The 20,857-nt window shown below is 56.0% G+C and carries 16 protein-coding genes and 2 pseudogenes; 10 read left to right on the top strand and 8 right to left on the bottom strand.

The features are described from left to right. Positions 1-31 precede the first annotated feature (31 nt). Complete coding sequence (locus MELB17_RS16905) at positions 32-535, bottom strand: CinA family protein (protein WP_007351531.1); 504 nt, start codon at positions 533-535, stop codon at positions 32-34. A 91-nt stretch (positions 536-626) separates the two neighbouring features. On the opposite strand from MELB17_RS16905, the gene mutS reads away from it, so the two are divergent. Together mutS and fdxA are read left to right on the top strand one after the other, a co-directional pair. Continuing rightward, positions 627-3,254, top strand: coding sequence for a DNA mismatch repair protein MutS (mutS, locus tag MELB17_RS16900; protein WP_036185244.1), 2,628 nt, complete (start codon positions 627-629; stop codon positions 3,252-3,254). A gap of 164 nt (positions 3,255-3,418) precedes the next feature. Further along, positions 3,419-3,742, top strand: coding sequence for a ferredoxin FdxA (gene fdxA, locus MELB17_RS16895; RefSeq protein WP_007351529.1), 324 nt, complete (start codon positions 3,419-3,421; stop codon positions 3,740-3,742). 281 nt (positions 3,743-4,023) lie between these two features. Here the strand turns inward: fdxA and MELB17_RS16890 are convergent. Both MELB17_RS16890 and MELB17_RS16885 read right to left on the bottom strand, forming a co-directional pair. Beyond that, positions 4,024-4,263: pseudogene (locus MELB17_RS16890) on the bottom strand (xanthine/uracil/vitamin C permease); the annotation flags it as partial. A 49-nt stretch (positions 4,264-4,312) separates the two neighbouring features. Then, on the bottom strand, positions 4,313-5,941 hold the full coding sequence (locus MELB17_RS16885; RefSeq protein ID WP_007351526.1) for an acyl-CoA synthetase: 1,629 nt from the start codon (positions 5,939-5,941) through the stop codon (positions 4,313-4,315). A gap of 182 nt (positions 5,942-6,123) precedes the next feature. Between MELB17_RS16885 and MELB17_RS16880 the strand changes: the two genes are divergently transcribed. Then, complete coding sequence (locus MELB17_RS16880) at positions 6,124-7,653, top strand: sensor histidine kinase (RefSeq protein WP_007351525.1); 1,530 nt, start codon at positions 6,124-6,126, stop codon at positions 7,651-7,653. Continuing rightward, a complete protein-coding gene (locus tag MELB17_RS16875; protein WP_007351524.1) occupies positions 7,650-8,303 on the top strand; it encodes a response regulator transcription factor in 654 nt (217 codons plus the stop codon). Before MELB17_RS16880 ends, MELB17_RS16875 begins: the two co-directional genes overlap by 4 nt. A gap of 15 nt (positions 8,304-8,318) precedes the next feature. On the opposite strand, the gene MELB17_RS16870 is transcribed toward MELB17_RS16875, so the two are convergent. Next, complete coding sequence (locus MELB17_RS16870) at positions 8,319-9,734, bottom strand: PLP-dependent aminotransferase family protein (protein ID WP_007351523.1); 1,416 nt, start codon at positions 9,732-9,734, stop codon at positions 8,319-8,321. Between the two features lie 227 nt (positions 9,735-9,961). Between MELB17_RS16870 and MELB17_RS16865 the strand changes: the two genes are divergently transcribed. Genes MELB17_RS16865 through MELB17_RS16855 form a run of 3 tightly spaced genes read left to right on the top strand, consistent with a single transcriptional unit; the run spans position 9,962 to position 12,324 of the window. Next, positions 9,962-10,240, top strand: a complete 279-nt coding sequence (locus MELB17_RS16865) for a hypothetical protein (RefSeq protein WP_036185242.1) — start codon at positions 9,962-9,964, stop codon at positions 10,238-10,240. After that, complete coding sequence (locus MELB17_RS16860; RefSeq protein ID WP_007351522.1) at positions 10,237-11,046, top strand: PhzF family phenazine biosynthesis protein; 810 nt, start codon at positions 10,237-10,239, stop codon at positions 11,044-11,046. Before MELB17_RS16865 ends, MELB17_RS16860 begins: the two co-directional genes overlap by 4 nt. Positions 11,047-11,088: 42 nt before the next feature. After that, on the top strand, positions 11,089-12,324 hold the full coding sequence (locus MELB17_RS16855; RefSeq protein WP_007351521.1) for an NAD(P)/FAD-dependent oxidoreductase: 1,236 nt from the start codon (positions 11,089-11,091) through the stop codon (positions 12,322-12,324). A 101-nt stretch (positions 12,325-12,425) separates the two neighbouring features. On the opposite strand, the gene MELB17_RS16850 is transcribed toward MELB17_RS16855, so the two are convergent. Both MELB17_RS16850 and MELB17_RS16845 read right to left on the bottom strand, forming a co-directional pair. Continuing rightward, positions 12,426-13,367 carry a universal stress protein gene (locus MELB17_RS16850; RefSeq protein WP_007351520.1) on the bottom strand — a complete coding sequence of 314 codons (942 nt, stop codon included), beginning with the start codon at positions 13,365-13,367 and terminating at the stop codon, positions 12,426-12,428. Position 13,368: 1 nt separating this feature from the next. Beyond that, entirely contained in the window at positions 13,369-14,856 is a 1,488-nt protein-coding gene (locus MELB17_RS16845; protein WP_007351519.1) for a SulP family inorganic anion transporter, read from the bottom strand. A 147-nt stretch (positions 14,857-15,003) separates the two neighbouring features. Here MELB17_RS16845 and djlA point away from each other — a divergent pair, with 147 nt between their 5' ends. Further along, positions 15,004-15,783, top strand: coding sequence for a co-chaperone DjlA (gene djlA / locus MELB17_RS16840; protein ID WP_007351518.1), 780 nt, complete (start codon positions 15,004-15,006; stop codon positions 15,781-15,783). 21 nt (positions 15,784-15,804) lie between these two features. Here djlA and MELB17_RS16835 read toward each other — a convergent pair. Beyond that, positions 15,805-17,468, bottom strand: a pseudogene (locus MELB17_RS16835) (efflux RND transporter permease subunit); the annotation flags it as partial. Then, positions 17,449-18,435, bottom strand: a complete 987-nt coding sequence (locus MELB17_RS16830; protein ID WP_007351515.1) for an efflux RND transporter periplasmic adaptor subunit — start codon at positions 18,433-18,435, stop codon at positions 17,449-17,451. The gene MELB17_RS16830 and the pseudogene MELB17_RS16835, both read right to left, overlap by 20 nt. A 337-nt stretch (positions 18,436-18,772) precedes the next feature. Here MELB17_RS16830 and ilvG point away from each other — a divergent pair, with 337 nt between their 5' ends. Then, positions 18,773-20,518, top strand: coding sequence for an acetolactate synthase 2 catalytic subunit (gene ilvG / locus MELB17_RS16825; protein WP_007351514.1), 1,746 nt, complete (start codon positions 18,773-18,775; stop codon positions 20,516-20,518). Beyond that, complete coding sequence (locus tag MELB17_RS16820; RefSeq protein ID WP_227498948.1) at positions 20,515-20,811, top strand: ACT domain-containing protein; 297 nt, start codon at positions 20,515-20,517, stop codon at positions 20,809-20,811. The genes ilvG and MELB17_RS16820 overlap by 4 nt, the downstream gene beginning before the upstream one ends. The last annotated feature ends 46 nt before the right edge of the window (positions 20,812-20,857 follow it).

Genomic DNA, 20,857 nt, shown 5'->3' with positions numbered 1-20,857 from the left:
CTTGTGTGGGGGATTTTTTAGCCATTGCGGGTCAGATATCACTCGATAAGAAACGGCGCACACTTTCAATCGCAAAGATCACAGCCTGGCGCCGCACCTGGTCGCGATCGCCGTCAAAATGCCTTAAACCGGTGCTGATATTCTCAGCGCTGCCCCAGGCGAACCACACCGTTCCTACCGGCTTGGCGTCGCTGCCGCCGCCAGGCCCGGCAACGCCGCTTACTGAAACGGCGACGCTTGCACCCGACGCTCGCAGCGCTCCGGCGACCATCTGCCGCACCACCGGCTCGCTCACCGCGCCGTATTCCGCCAGCGTCTGTTCACTGACACCCAGCAACGCGTGTTTAGCCTGGTTGCTGTAGGTAACCAACCCACCTGTAACGTAGGCCGAAGAGCCAGCCTGATCGGTCATGGCCTTAGCCACCCAGCCGCCGGTGCAGCTTTCTGCAGTCACTAGCATGGCGCTGGCGCGGGTTAATACGCTACCCAGTTCTGCCGCCTGCTGGCGGATGTATTCATCAGTGATCTCAGGCATGGTGACCTCATTTGTAATCCACGTTTCATCCTGCGGTGTAATTTTCTACAATCCACCGCCCGTTCCTCAAAACAGCCATCGCGGATGTCCCATGTCAGCAGCGCACACCGAAAGTCCAAAAATCACGCCCATGATGCAGCAATACCTGAAAATAAAGGGCCAGCATCCCAATGAGCTGGTGTTCTACCGCATGGGGGATTTTTACGAGCTGTTTTATGACGACGCTAAAAAAGCCTCGGAACTGATGGATATTACCCTGACCGCCCGCGGCCAGTCAGGGGGCAATCCGATTCCCATGGCGGGCATTCCGTACCATGCGGCTGAGGGTTACATTGCCCGCCTGGTGCGCGCAGGTCAATCCATTGCAATTTGCGAGCAGATTGGTGACCCGGCCACCAGCAAAGGCCCGGTCGATCGCCAAGTGGTGCGCATTGTCACCCCCGGCACCCTCAGCGACGACGCCTACCTGGAAGACCGCCGTGACAACCTGCTGGTGGCGATTTATCACCATAAGCAGCATTTTGGTTTTTCCTCTCTGGATATTTCCAGCGGCCGCTTTGCAGTGTCAGAGCTGAACAGCCCTGAAGCCTTGCAAGGCGAACTGCAACGGCTGCGCCCGGCGGAAATTTTGATCAGCGAAGACTTTCCTTTCACCGATTTGCTGGAAGGCTTTACCGGCATTCGTCGCCAGGGGCCCTGGCTGTTCGAACCCGATACCGCGCGACGGGTGATTACCCAGCAATTGCAGGTGCGCGACCTGACCGGTTTTGGCTGTGAAGATATGCACTTAGCCGTGTGCGCCGCCGGTTGCCTGCTGCAATACGCACGGGAAACCCAGCGCACCGCCCTGCCCCACATTCGCAAGCTCAGCCGCGAGCGCCGCGAAGACGCGGTCATTCTGGACGCTGCCAGTCGTCGCAACCTGGAAATTGACACCAACCTGATGGGTGGCACCCAGTACACTTTGGCCTGGGTGATGGACCGCACCGCCACTGCCATGGGTGGGCGGCAGCTGAGGCGTTGGTTGAACCGTCCGCTTCGCGATGTGGCGGTGGTACGTCAGCGCCAGCAGGCGGTCAGTGCGCTATTGAAAGATTTCGACTATGAACCGATTCACGACCAGCTGAAATCCATCGGCGATATAGAACGCATTCTGGCGCGCGTGGCGCTTCGTTCGGCACGGCCCCGTGATCTGGCACGGCTGCGGGATGCGTTTGCCGTGTTGCCCGATTTGCAAAAGGCCCTGGCCGCGGTTGATTCCACCCACATCGGCGAGCTAGCCACGACTATTGGCGAATACCCGCAGTTAGCGGATTTGCTGGGCCGGGCAATCATTGATAACCCACCGGTAGTGATTCGCGAAGGCGGGGTGATTGCAGACGGGTTTGACGCCGAACTGGACGACTTGCGCAACATCAGCGAAAACGCTGGCCAATATCTGTTGGACGTGGAAACACGCGAAAAACAGCGTACTGGCATCAGTACCCTGAAAGTGGGCTACAACCGGGTACATGGCTATTACATTGAAATCAGCCGCTTACAATCGGCCCAGGCGCCTGCGGATTATATTCGCCGGCAAACCCTGAAAAACGCTGAGCGTTTTATTACCCCGGAACTAAAAGAGTTTGAAGACAAGGCCCTAAGCGCCAAAAGTCGTGCCCTGGCCCGGGAAAAAGCCCTGTGGGATGAGGTTCTGGAGACGGTCGCGGCAGAACTTGCACCGCTGCAAGATGCCGCTCAGGCGCTGGCCGAGCTGGACGTGCTAAGCAACTTTGCCGAGCGCGCCTCCAGTTTGCGCCTGTGTGCACCGCAATTCAGCGATGAACCCGGCCTGCAGATTGAGGAAGGCCGGCACCCGGTGGTCGAGCAGCTATTAGACGATCCGTTCGTGCCGAACAATCTGCTGATAGACGCCAAACGCCGCATGCTGGTGATTACCGGCCCCAACATGGGGGGTAAATCCACCTATATGCGCCAGGTGGCACTGATCGCTTTACTGGCTTACACCGGCAGCTTTGTGCCTGCCGACAGCGCGGTGCTTGGGCCGGTAGACCGAATATTCACCCGCATGGGATCGTCTGACGACATTGCCGGCGGGCGCTCCACGTTTATGGTGGAGATGACCGAAACCGCCAATATTCTGCACAACGCCACCAAACACAGCTTGGTGCTGATGGATGAAGTAGGCCGCGGCACCAGCACCTTTGATGGTTTGTCATTGGCCTGGGCCACGGCCGAACATTTAGCGCAGGACATTCTGTGCTACACGCTATTTGCCACCCACTATTTTGAGCTGACCCAGCTCGCGGATGAACTGGAGCACGCCGTTAACGTACACCTGACCGCGACCGAGCACGATGACAGCATTGTGTTTCTGCACAACGTACACGAAGGCCCCGCCAGCCAGAGCTACGGCTTGCAAGTAGCAAAACTGGCCGGCGTACCGGTGGAGGTTATCCGCAATGCCAAAGCCCAACTGGCGAACCTGGAAGGCGCCAATGCAACGCCCGATGAAAAACGCTCAACCACCGGGTTGCCGCAAAAATTGACGCGACGGGCGACGGCTATTGCAGATTCAACTGCGTTTCAGGGGGATATGTTCGCGAGGCTGGAGCCCAGCGCGTTAGAGCTGGCGGTGAGCGCGCTCGACCTGGATGACATGACTCCGCGCCAGGCGCTCGAGCAGCTGTATCAGCTGAAACAGCAACTTGAAAAGTAGTGGCAAAAAAAGTGCGGATAAATTGATGTAAGTATAACGTTATAGAATACGGATGCTTGCGACCGGAGTAGTGGCTCCCTACAATATCGCGCATCAAACTATAATCTCGGGAGCCCGCATTCTAAGCTCCTGATGAGACAGACCAGCCAACCAGGAATATAAACATGACGTTTATCGTTACTGATAACTGCATCAAGTGCAAACACACCGACTGTGTGGAAGTTTGCCCGGTAGATTGCTTCTACGAGGGCCCGAACTTTTTGGTCATTGACCCTGACGAGTGCATCGACTGCGCCCTGTGCGAGCCCGAATGCCCGGTTGAGGCTATTTTCTCGGAAGACGAGTTGCCCGACAACCAGAAAGTGTTTATCGAACTGAACGCAGATCTGGCCGGAAAATGGCCTAACATCACAGAGAAGAAAGAGGCGATGGTTGACGCTGAAAAATGGGACGGCGTGCCAGACAAGCTGCAGTATCTGGAAAAGTAACTATTCATAAAAGTAAAACCATTACCGTGTGCGAGATAGAAAACAGCCGGCTAACTGCCGGCTGTTTTGTGTCTGCTGATCGTGTTTTTCCAGACACAAAAAAGGGAGGCACTGAGGCCTCCCAAGGACACACATCGTTTTGCCGCCGGGGCCTTGTGACCCCGGTCAGCAGAGTGCTTTAGCTTTTTGGTGTGGTTTCCGGCTGAACGATCACATCAGCGGCACCCGGGGAGTCCGGATCCGGCGTGAAGCCCAGCAGCTTTGTGCGCTCAATCAGGAAGTAGAGCACCGGCTGGAAGAAGCTCACCAGCGGCGATACCTGCACCGATAATAATACCGCCTTTCATGAAGCGCAGTATGAAGTCGACGAGTTTACTGCCAAGACGTGTAACGCCCAGGAACAGGAAAATGATAAACACCAGAAACTGCAGGGCAAACAGCGCCTGAATAGCTTCAGGGCCGGGTTCATAGTCGCTCAAGAACAGCAGCACCACGGGAATACCCGGCGAACCGGGTGTAATGTTGTTCTTGTGTGAGCTCTTGTATAAGTCCTTGCAAGGCGCTTTGCAGCTACTTGATTTCCTTAGCCTGTTCGCGCAGCAGGAATTTCTGGACTTTACCGGTCGAGGTTTTCGGCAGGTCCGAAAACACCACGGTTTTCGGAACCTTGAAACGGGCCATGTGCTTACGGCAGAAATCGATCATTGCTGCTTCGGTCACGTTGCCGGCGTCGGGCTTTAGAGTCACAAAGGCGCAGGGTGTTTCGCCCCACTTTTCATCCGGGCGGGCGACAACGGCCGCCTCCATAACCGCCGGGTGACGGTAAAGAACGTTTTCAATTTCAATGGTGGAAATGTTCTCGCCGCCGGAAATAATGATGTCTTTCAGGCGGTCTTTGATTTCCATGTAACCGTCTTCGTGCCAAACGGCCAGGTCGCCGGTGTGGAACCAGCCGCCGCGGAAGGCTTCTTCCGTGGCTTTCGGGTTCTTCAGGTAGCCCTTCATCACGGTGTTACCGCGCAGAAAGATTTCACCAATGGTTTTGCCGTCTTTCGGCGTCGGCTTCATGGTGCCCGGGTCTGCAATCATGGTGCCGCCTAGGGTGTGGTAACGAACGCCTTGGCGGGATTTGATGGCAGCGCGCTCTGCCAGCGGCAGATCGTTCCAACGATCTTTCCAGGCGCAGACGGTCACAGGGCCGTATACTTCGGTCAGGCCGTAGGTGTGGGTCAACGCGATGCCCATTTCTTCAACTGCACCAATAACCTGGGCGGGAGGCGGAGCACCGGCAACCATAGCCTTCACAACATGATCAATACCGGCCTTGGATGCAGGCGGCACGTTCAACAAGGCGTTCAGCACAATCGGGGCGCCGCACATGTGGGTAACACGGTGCTCGCGGATCAGCTGCAGAATTTTTTCTGGATCAACCCGGCGCAGGCACACGTGGGTACCGGCCATGGCGGTGATGGTCCAGGGGAAACACCAGCCGTTACAGTGGAACATCGGCAGGGTCCACAGGTACACCGGATGCATGGCCATAGACCATACCGCGGTATTACCCAGTGAATTCAAGTAAGCCCCACGGTGGTGATACACCACACCTTTGGGGTTGCCGGTGGTGCCAGAGGTGTAGTTCAGGGAAATGGCGTCCCATTCATCAGTCGGCATATCCCACTGGTACTCGGGGTCGCCTTCTTGCAAGAAGGCTTCATAATCCAGATCGCTGACCTTAACGCCTTCACCGTATTCGGGGTCGTCTACATCAATTATCAGCGGCTTTTTGTCCAAGCGGCTGACGGCTTCCAGAATCACTTCGCCAAATTCGCGATCGACCAGAATGACTTTGGCTTCTGCGTGTTCAAGCATGTAAGCAATCACTTCGGCATCGAGCCGAACGTTCAGGGCGTTCATTACCGCGCCGGTCATGGGCACACCAAAATGACACTCAACCATGGCTGGAATATTGGGCAGCATGACGGCGACGGTATCGCCTTTTTTGATGCCGCGGCCGACCAGCGCCGACGCCAGGCGCAAACTGCGCTCGTGGGTCTCGGCCCAGGTTCGGCGAATGGCACCGTGAATAATCGCAGGATAATCCGGATAAACACTGGCGGTGCGAGTAATAAAATCGATAGGTGTTTGAACGGCGTAATTGGCATCAACGGGCGTAAGGCCCTGGTCGTAGATCGAAGTCATTGTGTGTGATCCTATAGGTAGGCATAAACGCTGTTTTGCTTGGTATATTCTGACGAATCACCAAATTAGTTATAATTTACAGCTGAACAAATAGTATTAAATAGAAATATTACTATAAATTGCACCAACGTATTACAGTAAACATACTATACAATTGACCGCATATCGAAGATCTCCTTGCCATGAACGCAAATTACTTTGACTTATCAATGGGCTTTGCCGCCACCGATCCGCATCCACTGCTGATTGTTGACCACAAAAGCCGCACGCTGAGTATGAATCCGGCCATGAAAAACCTGGTCGAAGCGGTTGACGAGTCGCCCAATGCGGCTGACCATTCCGGCGCGATGGCCGATCCTCGACGTTTTTTGCCCGTGAACGTCGAAGAGCTGGTGCGAGCCTGCCTGAATCAGCAACGCCCTGTGGACAACGCAGAGGCGCGTTATAATGGCCAAATTTACCTTTGGGCGCTGGTTCCTGACGTTGCTCAAAACCAGGTATTGTTAAAGGGTCGGGATGCAACCCGAGAGCTGGAACTGCAAGAGCAGGCGGTGCGTGCCAACCGTTTGTACCGGCTGATCACCGAGAATACCACCGACCTGATTTCCCGCCACGCGCCGGATGGCCGTTTTATTGACGCTACGCCGGCGTCGTGGCGGCTGCTGGGCTACTGGCCGGAAGACCTGCGCGGGCGCCTGCTGGAAGACCTGTTTCCCGGTGGCCAGCCACAAAAGCACCTGATAGAAGCCCGCAACCGGCTGAGCGAAGATGGCTACGCCATTGTAACCGCGCAAATTGTGCACCGTGACGGCACCCCACGCTGGTTTGAAATTGCCAGCCGCGCCATTCGCGAAACCTACACAGGCGCGGTGGTAGAAGTGATCAGTGTATCCCGAGACATAAGCGCGCGGGTGGCGTCGGAAGAAAATAACCGCCGCCTGGCGAACGAACTGGCCCACGCCGCACGGCTGGCCACTCTGGGTGAACTGGCCAGCAGCATTGCCCACGAAATGAATCAGCCGCTGGCGTCTATTGTGAATTTTGCCAGCGCCAGCCAGCGCTTTCTGAAAACCGCAGACACCCAGCCCGCTAACCTGACCAGGGTAGGCGACGGTCTGACAAAAGTGATTCACCACGCCAATCGCGCCTCGGAAGTCATTCGCCGGCTGCGGGCGTTTTTGCGCAAGGGCCGCAAACGTTCAGAACTGCTGATACTGAATCAGGTGGCCAGCAACGTTGCCCTTCTGTGCCAGTGGGAAGCCGACAAGCATCGAGTATCGGTCGTGTGCCGGCTGCCAGAAAGCAGCCCTAACCTGACCGCAGACCCGGTACTGCTAGAGCAGGTGCTCATCAACCTGGTGCGTAACGCCATCGAAGCCAATGTGGAGGCCCGCGTTGATGCCAGCTCCGCATCGGCCATCACCCTGACCATTCGAGCGAACGATCTGGGCGAAACCCTAGTCGAAGTGACGGATCAAGGGCCGGGTTTGAACGCCAATGGCATCCGCCAGATGTTTCAGCCATTTTACACCAGCAAGCCTGATGGCCTGGGGCTGGGACTGTCCATGAGCCGTTCTATTGTTGAAGGTTTCGGCGGTTTTCTGGATGCTTACCCGGCGCCAACCGGCGGTTTGACGCTGGTTTGTCGATTTCCACCACCGGCCTGTCAAAAATCTATTATAAGTCCACGGGAGACACCCAATTGCCAATGACTGACCAGCCCACAGCCCAGACCACCTTGGTGTATGTAGTGGACGACGACGCCGGCATGCTGGAGTCCACCCAATGGCTGCTGGAATCGGTGGGCCTGGCCGTGGAAGCCTACAGCGACGGCCGCAAATTTCTGGATTCCATGACCGCACAAAGCAACGGCTGCGTTGTGCTTGATATTCGCATGCCCGGGCTGGGAGGCCTGAACGTGCAGGAAGAACTGCAAAAGCGTGGGTTGGCGCTGCCCATTATTTTTGTATCTGGCCACGCCGATGTGCCCATTGTGGTGCGCGCGTTCAAATCCGGTGCCTTTGATTTTATTGAGAAACCCTTTAACGAACAGCTACTGCTAGACAGCGTGCAGCAGGCACTGCAGGAGCGGCAACAGACCAGCCATCAACAGCAGGGCAGCAGCCAAACCACTGCGCTACTAGACACCCTCACCCGTCGCGAGCGAGACGTATTTTTGCCACTAGCAAAAGGCTACACCAGCCGTGAAATTGCCGAACAGTTGGGGGTAGGCGTAAAAACCATCGACCTTTATCGGGCACGGGTGATGAAACGGCTAGGAGCAGACAGGCTGCCAGACGTCACTGGCATCGCTCTTGCCGCAGGTTTGGTTGACGCGCTGGATTTGCGCAACAAACGCTAACTGGCAATATGATCGCTAAATCGACCGCGCCTGTACTTCGTGGGCAAGCGCGCCAAGCCTTACAACAGCGTGGTCGATTCGGTCACTCCATGGGTTGCCACAGTTTATTCGCAGGCAAGATTCAAACTTGTTTGAAATAGAGAACATCAAGCCCGGTGCAACATTGATGTTTTCTGCCCTGGCAAGCTGATAAACCAGTGTGCCGGAAACTCCAGCAGGCAGTTGAACCCAAAGCACAAAGCCGCCTTGGGGCCGGCTTATGGCTGTACCTTCGGGAAATGATCGAGCAACCGCTGTGCGCATTCGTTCCGTAGCTTGGCGATAATTCTGTCGTGCAGAACGCAGATAACGATCATAACCGCCCTGTTCAAGAAAATGCGCAACGGCCATTTGTGGGATGGAAGACGTCGCCAGATTCGAGAAATATTTGTGTTGCCTGGCGCTCGCCATATAACGCCCGGGCAACATCCAGCCCACTCTCAATCCCGGCGAAATGGTTTTTGATACGGAGCTGCAATAAATTACATTACCTGCGTGGTCAAAGGCCTTCGCGGGTTTCGGTCTTTCACCGGAATGGTACAAGTCGCCATAAATGTCATCTTCAATCAACGGTACGCCCGCAACGGCAAGCATTGAAACCAGCTGTTGTTTGCGCTCCTCCGACATTCTGGCGCCCATTGGATTGCTGTGATTACACACCACCACACAAGCTTTGACAGGCCACTGTTCCAGGGCCAACTCCAAACCCTCAAGACTGAGGCCTTCCGCGGTATGAGTGGGGATCTCCAGCGCTCTCAGCCCAACAACTTCTAACGCTTGAAGAATTCCGGGAAACGACGGTGACTCAACCGCGACGATGTCTCCGGGTTGGGTCACCGCCCTAAGACCAAGAATGATTGCTTCCTGCGCTCCGTTGGTGACGAGCACATCCTCAGGGGTGATCGGCACGCCTATCGTCGCCATACGCTGAGCGATTTGTCGGCGTAATGGTTCCTTGCCGGGAAAAGCATATTCCAGTGTTTCAATGCCACGTCGCGCCGCCCAGAGCGCGCTTTGCTGAATCTGGCGAAAGGGCAGAAAATCCGCATGAGGAATGGCTCCAGAAAGGGGCACCATGCGTTTTTGCTCGTCAGCGCACAATTCCAGGGTCATTTCCCGCGCATTAACAGGAACGGGACGGCTCCGATCGGTTCGCATGACGGGTTCCGGGGCATCCCGCAGCGGCAAGCGTACAAAGTAGCCGCTGCGCTCGCGGGCCTGAACATAACCGCGGGCCTCAAGCGTCTGGTGCGCTTGCAATATCGTCGAAACGCTGACGCCAAACTGCCGGCTTAGTGCCCTGACGCCGGGCAGCCGATCGCCATCCCGAAAGACCCCATCCTGAACCTGAGCCTGAAGCCTGTCTGCTACCTCGTTATAAAGAGCGCCCATCCTGTTTGCCTCGTTAAACCAAAAAGATTATAGCCTTTAAGCAGACTTTGACTTTATTTCAACAGACCGGCGGCAAAACGGAACATCACAGATGCCACTGAAAAATTGCAGTACAGAAAGCTAAACATACGATCTGTACCGGTTCAAAACCAGATTATCTGATTCTGTTTTGGAATTTGGTATGGGCGGAAAATGGTAATACCGTAACCAGAAGAAGGAGTTTGATCATGGGTATAACCAACAATCCCGCGTTCAGCGCAAGTCGGAATAACCTTTTTGGTTTCAGGCCGCCATCTGTGAAACTTGCCGCAAAACATCCTGATCAAACCCGTAAGGATTTGGCAGCACTAGGTCTATCTGTTTGCCAGTGCGATTCAAAACACTGGATAGTAACGCATCGCGCTACCCTGCCCGAGCTCCACTTTTACAGTGAGTGGGAATTAACGCAGTTTGCCAACCACAATTCACACCAATACGCCAATCAACCATCAACGGAGAACACATGACAAGCTATCCCATTTATCAGGTAGACGCGTTTACCAGCGAAATTTTCAAAGGTAACCCGGCCGCGGTCATGCCCTTAAAGGCATGGCTTCCCGACGGGGTTCTTCAGGCCCTTGCCGCCGAGAACAACCTGTCAGAAACGGCCTTTTTTGTTCCCGAGCCAGAGGCTAGTGAAGCAGACTTCCATATTCGCTGGTTCACGCCAGAAATCGAAGTTCCGCTGTGCGGTCACGCTACGCTGGCAAGCGCCTGGGTTATTTTCAACAAACTGGGTTGGACTTCAGACCGGATTCGCCTGCGCTCCAAAAGCGGTCCGCTTGGCGTGCACAAGCAATCCGACGGTTGGCTGGTTTTGGATTTCCCAAATCTTGCGGTTACCGAACAATCTACACCCAGCATCATCCTTGACGCTTTGGCGGATGCGCCGACTACGATTTTTTACGTCGCCAAAGACACCAACTACATGCTGGTGTTAGAAAACGAAGCTGCGGTAAAAGCAGCACAACCCGACATGCAGAAAATTAAACAGCTTAAGAGCTTGGGGTTGATAGTCACCGCGCCCGGAACTGATTCGGACTTTGTTAGCCGTTACTTTGTGCCGTGCGCCGGTATTAACGAAGACCCTGTGACCGGCTCTATACACAGTGCGCTGGTGCCGTATTGGGCAGAGAAATTGGGCAAGAAAGCTCTGGAAGCGCGTCAGCTTTCTGCACGTGGTGGTCTGCTGCGCTGCGAATTGAAGGGAGAACGGGTAGCCATTGCCGGCCAAGCGGCGTTTTACATGGAAGGCACCGTATACCTTCAATAGGGCTGGTATACTCTGTGCCCACATTTTTAGCGGCAGACGGTAATGACAACGCTTTCCAGTAACCAAAACGCCAACAATCAGCACGCTAATGACCATCGCGGCAGCCATTACGATGTCATCATCGTCGGCGCCGGCGCGGCGGGGCTGATGTGTGCGGCAACCGCTGGTTATCGAGGGCGTAAGGTACTGGTGCTGGATCATGCTAATAAGGCTGGTAAGAAAATTCTGATGAGCGGTGGCGGGCGCTGTAATTTCACTAATTTGAACAGCACCACCGCCAACTTTTTGTCCGACAATCCCCATTATTGCATTTCGGCGCTGAAACGCTACACCCCCAGACATTTTCTGGAGTTGGTAGAGCGGCACGGCGTGGAATACGAAGAGAAGGCAGCGGGCCAGTTGTTCTGTCAGCACAGCGCCAAAGACATTCTGAACATGCTGCTGACCGAATGTGAATGGGCCGGTGCTGATGTGCGGTTGAAAACCGGCGTTACGGAAGTGGCCAGAACGACCAAAGGTTATCGACTAACGGCAGGTGGCCAGGCATTAACCTGTGAGTCTTTGGTTGTTGCCTGTGGCGGGCTGTCTATCCCCACTTTGGGGGCTTCCGGTTTCGGCTACGACCTGGCCCGCCAGTTCGGGCTAGAAATACTACCCACCCGCGCCGGGCTGGTGCCCTTTACCCTGCACCCCGAGCTGAAGATGACACTGGCGCCGTTGGCTGGCATCAGCTGCCCGGTAAGCGCGGAGTGCAATCATGAACAGTTCCAGGAGCCCATGCTGGTTACCCATCGCGGCTTAAGTGGCCCCAGCATGCTGCAAATTTCCAGCTTCTGGCAGCCCGGTGACGAACTGTACATCAACCTGCTGCCGCAACAGCAGGTTGAGCAAGATCTGCTCAGCCTGCGCAAGCTCAAACCGCAAAGCACGCTCGAACACTATCTGAATGCGCACCTGCCAAAGCGCTTCGCGCAAGCCTTCAACGAGTTGCAGCGCTGGACCGGTCCGCTTCAAAGCTACCGCAACCCGGATATCGAACACATCAGCCGCACGCTGCAGCAGTGGACCATAAAGCCCGCAGGCACCGAAGGCTATCGCACTGCGGAAGTGACCCTGGGCGGCGTAGATACCCGCCAGCTATCCTCTAAAACCATGGCGGTTCTGGAACAGCCGGATTTGTATTTTATCGGTGAAGTGGTAGACGTGACTGGCCACTTGGGTGGCCATAACTTTCAGTGGGCCTGGGCATCGGGGGTGGCGGCCGGACAGGCGGCGTGAGTTTGGGAGCCAGACCGGGGACGGATTTCAAATCCGTCCCCTACGCCAGACAGTGCAAAGCAGGGGACAGATTTAAAATCTGTCCCCTGCTTCGTAATTTCTCAGCGCAGAATAACCAGTGGTTTTTTGGCGGATTTCAGCATGTTGGTGGTGGTACTACCGAGCAGAAACCTGCGAATTTTTGAGTGGCCGTAGGCCCCCATCACCAACAGGTCGATGTTGTGCTCGTCTTGGTACCTGTGCAGCACTGGCTCTACCTCACCACTGCGGATGGCCAGGGTTATTTCGGCTTCCAGCGGCGCCAGCATGGCCTCGGCTTTGCGCAGCTGCACCATGGCCTCTGGGCTTTCCTCGCCCACCATCACCAGGTGCAGCGGCATGCCTTTCAAAACCTGGGTGGCGGCTAAGTGCTCTACTCCACGAAACGCGGTAGCGCTGCCGTCAAAAGCCAACATGGAGCTTTGCGGCGCAGAAAAGTTGTCAGGCACCAGCAGAATTGGGCGGCTCATGCTGCGAATCACCGTCTCGAGCTGACTGCCAATCTGCACATCGCGGTCGGAGCTGCTTTCGCCATAAAGGCCCATCACCAGCAAGCGCGTCTGTTCCTGAAGCGCCAGTAGCGATTCGGTTAGGTCGCCGTGGCGCTGGCGCTTTTTGATATCACTGATGCCCGCCTGCCTAACTCGCTGCTCGGCGTTTTCCAGCATGTGATTGCCGTGCTCCAAAGCGAGTTTGGAGCGTTTGCGATCCAGTTCGGCCAGTTCGTCCAGCAAATGTTCCCGACTGCCAAGGCCAATGTTGCCGGCCAGGTCCGGCTCTGACGGGTAGCGCTCTTGGTCCAGCACGTGCAGCAGGGTCAGGGGCGAGTCCATATATTTGCTCGCCCAGACAGCGTAGTCACACACCGCCGGCGCAGCGCGTGAGCCGTCAATGCAGGCCACCACGTGCAAGGTGTCTTGCGGCGCGTTTTGTGGCGTCTCTTGTGACGTTTGTTGTGACGTTTGTTGTGAAGAGTGCTTGGCGTTCGGTGTGGTATTTTGCATATTAATGGCCTATCAGCTGGTCAACGCCTTCCGGCTTGTCGTGCACACCAAAGCGGTCAACGATGGTGGCACTGGCTTCGTTCATGCCAATAACTTCTACCTCGGCGCCTTCGCGACGGAACTTGATAACAACTTTGTCTAGCGCGGCCACAGCGGTAATGTCCCAAAAGTGGGCGCGACTCACATCTATTACTACCTTATCGACCACTTCACGGAAGTCAAAGGCGGCTATAAACTTTTCCGACGAACTGAAGAATACTTGCCCGGTAACCTTGTAGGTACGGGTACTGTCGGCCTCGTTCAAAACACTGTTCACGCCCATGTAATGGCCAATTTTGTTGGCGAAAAACAGCGCAGCCAACAGCACACCGGCAAATACGCCCAGTGCCAGGTTGTGAGTGAATACCACCACCACTACCGTCACCAGCATCACAATGTTGGTCGACAGCGGGTGGGTTTTCAGGTTGCGGATAGACTCCCAGGAGAAGGTGCCAATGGACACCATGATCATTACCGCTACCAACGCAGCCATGGGAATACGCACCAGAAAGTCGTCCAGCACCAGAATCAACACCATCAGGAAAACACCTGCGGTCAGCGTTGACAGGCGGCCACGGCCACCGGATTTTATATTGATGATCGACTGGCCAATCATGGCGCAGCCGGCCATACCACCGAGCAAGCCAGAACCGATGTTGGCAATACCCTGCCCCTTACATTCGCGGTTGCGGCCGCTTTCGGTATCGGTCAGGTCGTCCACAATGGTGGCGGTCATCATCGATTCCAGCAGGCCCACCGCTGCCAGCGGTATGGCGTAGGGTAAAATAATCATCAGGGTTTCAAGATTCAGCGGCACATCTGGCCATAGGAAAATCGGCAGTGTATCCGGCAGGTCGCCCATATCACCGACGGTGCGTACGTCGATATCAAACAGGAACGCAACAACTGTCAGCCCCACAATGCAAACCAACGGCGACGGCAGCACCTTGCCAAGTTTCGGTATATAAGGAAACAAATAGATGATGCCCAGGCCAGCCGCCGTCAGCGCGTATACGTGCCAGGTAACATTGGTCAGTTCCGGCAGCTGCGCCATGAAGATCAGGATGGCCAGGGCGTTGACAAAGCCGGTCACCACCGAGCGCGACACAAAACGCATTAGGCTGCCCAGCTTTAAGTAGCCTGCCACAAGCTGAATCAGGCCTGTTAGCAAGGTAGCTGCCATCAGGTATTCCAGGCCGTGTTCTTTTACCAGGGTGACCATGAGCAGCGCCATGGCGCCAGTGGCCGCGGAGACCATACCTGGCCGGCCGCCGACAAAGGCGATGATCACGGCAATGCAGAATGACGCGTACAACCCTACTTTCGGGTCTACGCCGGCAATAATGGAAAAGGCAATGGCTTCGGGAATCAGCGCCAGCGCCACCACCACGCCAGCGAGTAAATCGCCGCGCACATTCGACAGCCATTGATGTTTAAAGGTGTTCACCATATCGGGTTCCGTTTTACTTAAGGGTTGCTCAGATCGGGTCTTGGGCGGGAAATTAGCGGCGAAAAGGCGAAACAGTCTAGCAGATTGTGGCGTCTGGCAAAAACCCGTATATTTCCACGGTCTGACATTGACGCAAGGGATTTCTTAATGCTGTTTGCAATCATTCTGGGTGGCCTGATTGGCTCGGCCTTTGGCGGCTTCGCCGGCTTCATTATTGGCGGCGCGATTGGCGCATTTTTACTGAACCGAATAAAAAGTCGGTTAATCGGAAAACTGCAGAATATTCAAAGCGGTTTTGTTGAGTCTGTGTTCGCGGTCATGGGTGCGGTGTGCAAAGCCGACGGCGTGGTTTCACAAAATGAAATCGCCGTGGCGGAAGCCATGTTTACCCGCTTTCGCCTGAACGAAAGCCAGAAAACCAACGCCCGCGCCGCGTTCAACCGCGGCAAAGCACCAGAGTTTGATCTGGACGCCGAACTGCAACGCTTTATGCGCGTCAGCGGCGGCCAGCCGGCTTTGTTGCAGATGTTTCTGCAGGTTCAGGTATCGGCGGTAGCCGCCGATGGCGTAGTGCACCCGGCCGAGCACGACATGCTGGTTAAAATTGCCCGTGGCCTGGGGTTGCCAGAAAGCCAGGTTGACCAGCTGGAAGCCATGCTGCGTGGTGCCCATTACAGCCAGACCGGCGGCGGCCAGCGCTCCAGCGGCCAACAGACCGACGACGCCTATAAAGTGCTGGGCGTGTCGCCGCAAGACAGTGATGACGACATCAAAAAGGTGTACCGCAAGCTGATGAGCGAAAACCATCCGGACAAACTGGCCGGCCGCGGCTTACCGGAAAGCATGCGCGAGATGGCCGAAGAGCGCACCGGCGAAATCACCCATGCTTACGATGTAATCAAAGACGCCCGCAGTGCAAATGGATAGTGCGAATCCCGGGGACGGATTTCAAATCCGTCCCCTAGCTCCCCAAATTCGCCCCCTAACTGCCAGCAACTGTTTCACTTTTTGCCCGCTTTGCTCACCCAATACCAGCAGCGCCGGTGTTAGCAGCAGCGTAAGCAGGGTTGCGAACGTCAGTCCGCCGGCAATGGCGCTGGACATCTGGGTCCACCATTGGGTGGATGGCGCGTTTAGCCCTAGCGACGGCGTAATCAAATCCACGTTTATACCCAGCACCATCGGCATCAGGCCCAGCACGGTGGTAATGGCGGTTAGCAACACCGGGCGTAGGCGCAGGCAGCCAGTCTCCAGCGCCGCTGTCGCCGGCTCCATGCCGTCGGCGCGCATCTGGTTGTAGGTATCAATCAAAATGATGTTGTTGTTCACTACAATACCGGCTAACGCAATGGTGCCCATACCCACCATCACAATGCCAAACGGCTGACTGTTCAGCAGCAGGCCCAGCAGCACGCCGGCGGTGGACAGCACAATAGCCGACAAAATCAAAAAGCTTTGGTACAGCGAGTTGAACTGGGTCACCAGAATCAGCAGCATGAGCCCTATGGCCACCATAAATGCGTTAATCAGGAAGTTGGCCGCTTGCTGCTGATCTTCACTTTCGCCACCTTCGAGCACGGTTATGCCGTCCGGCAACTCGGGCATAGTGGCGCGCAGCTCTCGCAGCGCCTCTTCCACCTGCCGGCCGGGTTGCAGATCGGCTTTGATGGTGATGGTACGGCGGCCATCCACCCGCACGATGTTGCCGGTTTTATCACCGGGTTCTAAACTGACAAACTGCGACAGCGGTACCTGGCCCCGTGAGGTGTTCAGGGTTTGCCGCTCCAGCTGATCCAGTTCACGCCAGTTGTTAGGAACGCGCACCACAATATCCACTTCGTCACGCACGTCTTCAGGGCGGTAATTGGCCAGCACCAAGCCGTTGGTCACCAGCCGCACGGCGTTGCCGATGCTGGCCACGTCGGTACCGAAACGGGCAGCCGCTTCGCGATTCACCTTCAGGCGCCATTTAATACCGTCAAGGCTGCGGTCGTCTTCGGTGTCGACATAAGCACCCTGCGCTAGCATTTGCGCACGAATCGCGCTGACCGCGGCTTCCAGCTTGTTGGGATTACTGCTGCTAACCAGTAACTCAATCGGTTTGCCACCGGCCGGGCCATCTTCCTGCTTACGAAACTCTAACTCCACACCCGGAATGTCTGCGGTGCGCTGGCGAAAATCCTCCAGAATAATGTCGGCGGCACGCCGGGTGTACCAGTCATTAAGATGGTGACCAGCACGATGGCGGTCAGCACGTTGTTCAGCAGGTCCTGCACTTCGCCCGACTGGTCCATGATGTAACGGATATCCAGCTCATCGGGCAGGCGTTCTTGCGCCACCACGATCAGTGCACGCACCTGAGCGCTGGTCGCGATGATATTGGCCCCGGAACGCTTGGACACTTCCAACACCAGCGCCGGTTCACCGTTAATACGGGCAAAGCCCTGGGGATCTTTGTAACTGCGCTGCAGCATCGCCACATCACCAAAGGTGATCACCGTGTCGCCATCTACCTTGACCGGTATCGACATCACATCTTCGACGTTTTCAATCACGCCTGGCACTTTCAACGTCATCCGTCCGTTGCCGGTGTCAATAGAGCCAGGCGCCATCGGTTTTCACGCTGAGCAGGCGAACCCGGGAAAACACCACTTTGTTGTCGTCGCTGACGTGTTTTACGCCAGGCTTACCGTTGTTATCCAACGCCAAAAACGCGGGCGACAGGTGATGGGCGCTGACCTCTGGCAAGGCAATGGCCAGATTGGCGCTGCCACCGGCGATGCGCCTTTGCTGCGGGTTGTCCACCTCCACTTCGATCGCAAAGCTGCGGGTACCGGTGTCGGCGGCGCTGGCTAAAAAACGGACGCGTCCGCTCAATTCTTCGCCGTCCAGCAACCGCACACTAACCAACTGACCTTCGGCAACTTGGTGCACCGCTTGTTGGGGTATCTGGGCAGTGGCTTTTAGCCGGTCTACCTGAACCACGCGCATTAGCGCCGAGCCTGGCTGCACCAGGTCGCCTGTGTCGATAGACTTCTGATTAACCACGCCATCAAAGGGCGCTTGGGGCGCTAAATCGGCAATTGCCTGATTGGCCATTTCCAGTTCGGCTTTGGCCTCCGCCAGTTCGCTTTCCAGGCCCAGCAACTCCGACTCAGACGCCAGATTGCGACTGTGCAAACTCTGGGCCGCGTTCAAATCCGCGTTCAGTTTGCGCACCCGTGCCTGCCAGCGACTGCGTTCGGCACTGCGGCCGTCGTCGGTGAGGGTGAGTAATGTTTGCCCCAGGATGACGGTGTCACCCAGTTCCACTGCCAGTGATTTCACCGTTGAGGACACCCGCGCCGACACCATAACGGATCGCCAAGGTAAGACCTGCCCTTGTACCAACAATTCGGGCTGATAATTACGAGCGTTCAGGGTTGTGACCTCTACCCGGCTCAACTCGGTGTTCTGCTGTGCCGATAGTTCCGGCGCTTTGGTTTCTGTCCGTTTGATTTCGCCGCTGGCCATCCAGACTAGCAACGCCAAAATTAACAATACAGACAGGCCGACAGAACTCCATTTAAATTTGTTCATACTGCTCTCATTGGGAAAACCGGTTGTTGCGAACACGACTGAAAAAACGGGTTGCCAAACGCATAAAAAACAGGTTAGATTCTACACAGGTTCGGTATATGAATTTCAAAGAGACACGTATTAAATGAACTTTAACGTTGTGGTTGTCCTCGTGAAGCTAGTCCTGGTGGTGATGGTATCCCCCGGGGGTTTTTGCGTGGATACACAGTTGAGGCGAGATTTCTAAACCGACACTGCAAACACCAAAGCCCCCGGCACCGAAAGGTCCCGGGGGCTTTTTTTTGGCCTTTTTGGAAACACTTGAAACGGTAAACCAACACTCACAGGGACTCAGACCATGAACGGCGCGCAGCACATACTTAAGGCTTTCCAGCAGCACGGTATTACCACGGTATTTGGCTACCCTGGCGGTTGCATCATGCCGCTATACGATGCTCTGGTGGGTGATGTGAGTGTGGAACATGTGCTGTGTCGCCATGAGCAAGGCTGCGCCCTGGCCGCTGACGGCTACGCCCGCGCAAGCGGCAACTTGGGCGTGTGCATTGCCACGTCCGGCCCGGGCGCTACCAACCTGATTACCGGAGTGGCTAATGCGTTTCAGGATTCGGTGCCGCTGCTGGTCATCACCGGCCAGGTGCCCGCCGCACTGATTGGCACCGATGCGTTTCAAGAGACCGATGTACTGGGCATGACTCTGGGCATTGTTAAGCACAGCTATCTGGTGGATGACGCCGACAGCCTGCCCGGCATTCTTATTGAAGCGATTGCATTGGCGCAAAGCGGTCGACCAGGACCGGTATGGATCGATATTCCCAAGGATATTCTGCTGACTCAGGTAAACCCGCAAGCAGCGGATCAGCAGGAACGCGAGGGTTGTGAAAGCGCAGAGCCACGAACCGATTCGGCCACACATAACGGCGCCATTGATAAAGACATCAACGAGCTTATGCGGCTGCTGCGCGCGGCCCGTAAGCCATTACTGTATAGCGGCGGGGGCATCACGTTAGCCAGCGCTGAGGACAGCTTTCGCGAGTTTGCTGAACAATCGGCCCTGCCCGGTGTTGTCACTCTAAAGGGCATTGGTAATCCGGGCCGGCACAATCCAAATCACCTGGGCATGCTCGGCATGCACGGCTGTCGTGCCGCCAATCGCGCTGTGGACGAGTGTGATCTGCTTCTGGTGTTCGGCGCCCGCCTGGACGACCGCGCGACCGGAAAGCCGGAAACCTTTGCTCCCAACGCAAAGATTATTCACATCGATGCCGACAGCGCCGAGTTTCATAAGATCAAAGCGGCGGTATTAACCATCAGTGCCGATCTTAATGACGTATTGCGCACCCTTACCCTCGGGGTCAAAGCGCAGCCGCTGAATATCGAAGCGTGGCAGAAGCAATGCCGCACCTGGCTCACTACCGGTGGATTTCAGGCGGCAGATAACGAGGAAGCCCTGGCGCCCATCACCGGCCCGGCGTTTGTTCGCCAGCTGTCCCGTATTGCCGGTGATGACACGATTATTTCTTGCGACGTGGGCCAGCACCAGATGTGGGTGGCGCAGCATTATCAGTTCAATCACCCGCGCCAGCACCTGACCAGCGGCGGCCTGGGTACCATGGGTTTTGGCCTGCCTGCGGCCATAGGCGCGCAGTTCGCAAAGCCCGGCACCGCGGTTATAAACGTAGCCGGAGATGGTTCGTTCATGATGAACGCCCAGGAGCTGGCTACTATTCGCCGCTATCGCCTGCCGCTGAAAATAATCATTCTGGATAACCAGTGCCTGGGCATGGTGCGCCAGCAGCAGGAGCTGTTTTACGACAACCGCGAAAGCCACATTAACCTGGACGACAACCCGGATTTTGTCGCTATGGCGCGGGCCTTTAATATTCCAGCGTTGCACATCAACCGCACCGATCAGGTTCGCCGGGGTATTGAGACAATTCTGGCCTACAAGGGCCCGATGCTGTTGCACGTGGCCATTGCTCGCGAAGAGAACGTGTGGCCCACGGTAAGACCCGGCGGAAGCAACCGAGACATGATGGAAAATACCAAACCAGCGAAGAAGAAAACCGAGGAGAATGCAGCATGAGCCAGGCCATCACATCCAGCATAACGACATCCGGAACAACTATATCCAACCGGCATGTTTTGCATTGTCGCATGCAGTCGGAGCCTGCCGGCCTTGAACGCTTGTGCCGTGTGGTGCGGGTTCGGGGTTTTCGGATTGCGGGTATGTCGGTTGAGTGCAGTGGGGAGCATTTTGAGATTGCTCTGACGTTGGAGGGTAGCCGGCCGATTTCTATGCTTCAGTCGCAGTTGTTGAAACTGCATACGGTGGCGGAGGTTGTTCTTGGCGCTCAGCAGGCTCGTTCTGTGGCCTGATGGTTTGGGAGCGGGTTCGCTTGGTAGCCTTTTGATTTGGTGGCGG

Source organism: Marinobacter sp. ELB17, from assembly GCF_000169375.1.
In the GTDB taxonomy this organism is placed as follows: Bacteria; Pseudomonadota; Gammaproteobacteria; order Pseudomonadales; family Oleiphilaceae; genus Marinobacter.
This window is presented reverse-complemented; position numbering and strand designations above follow the sequence as displayed.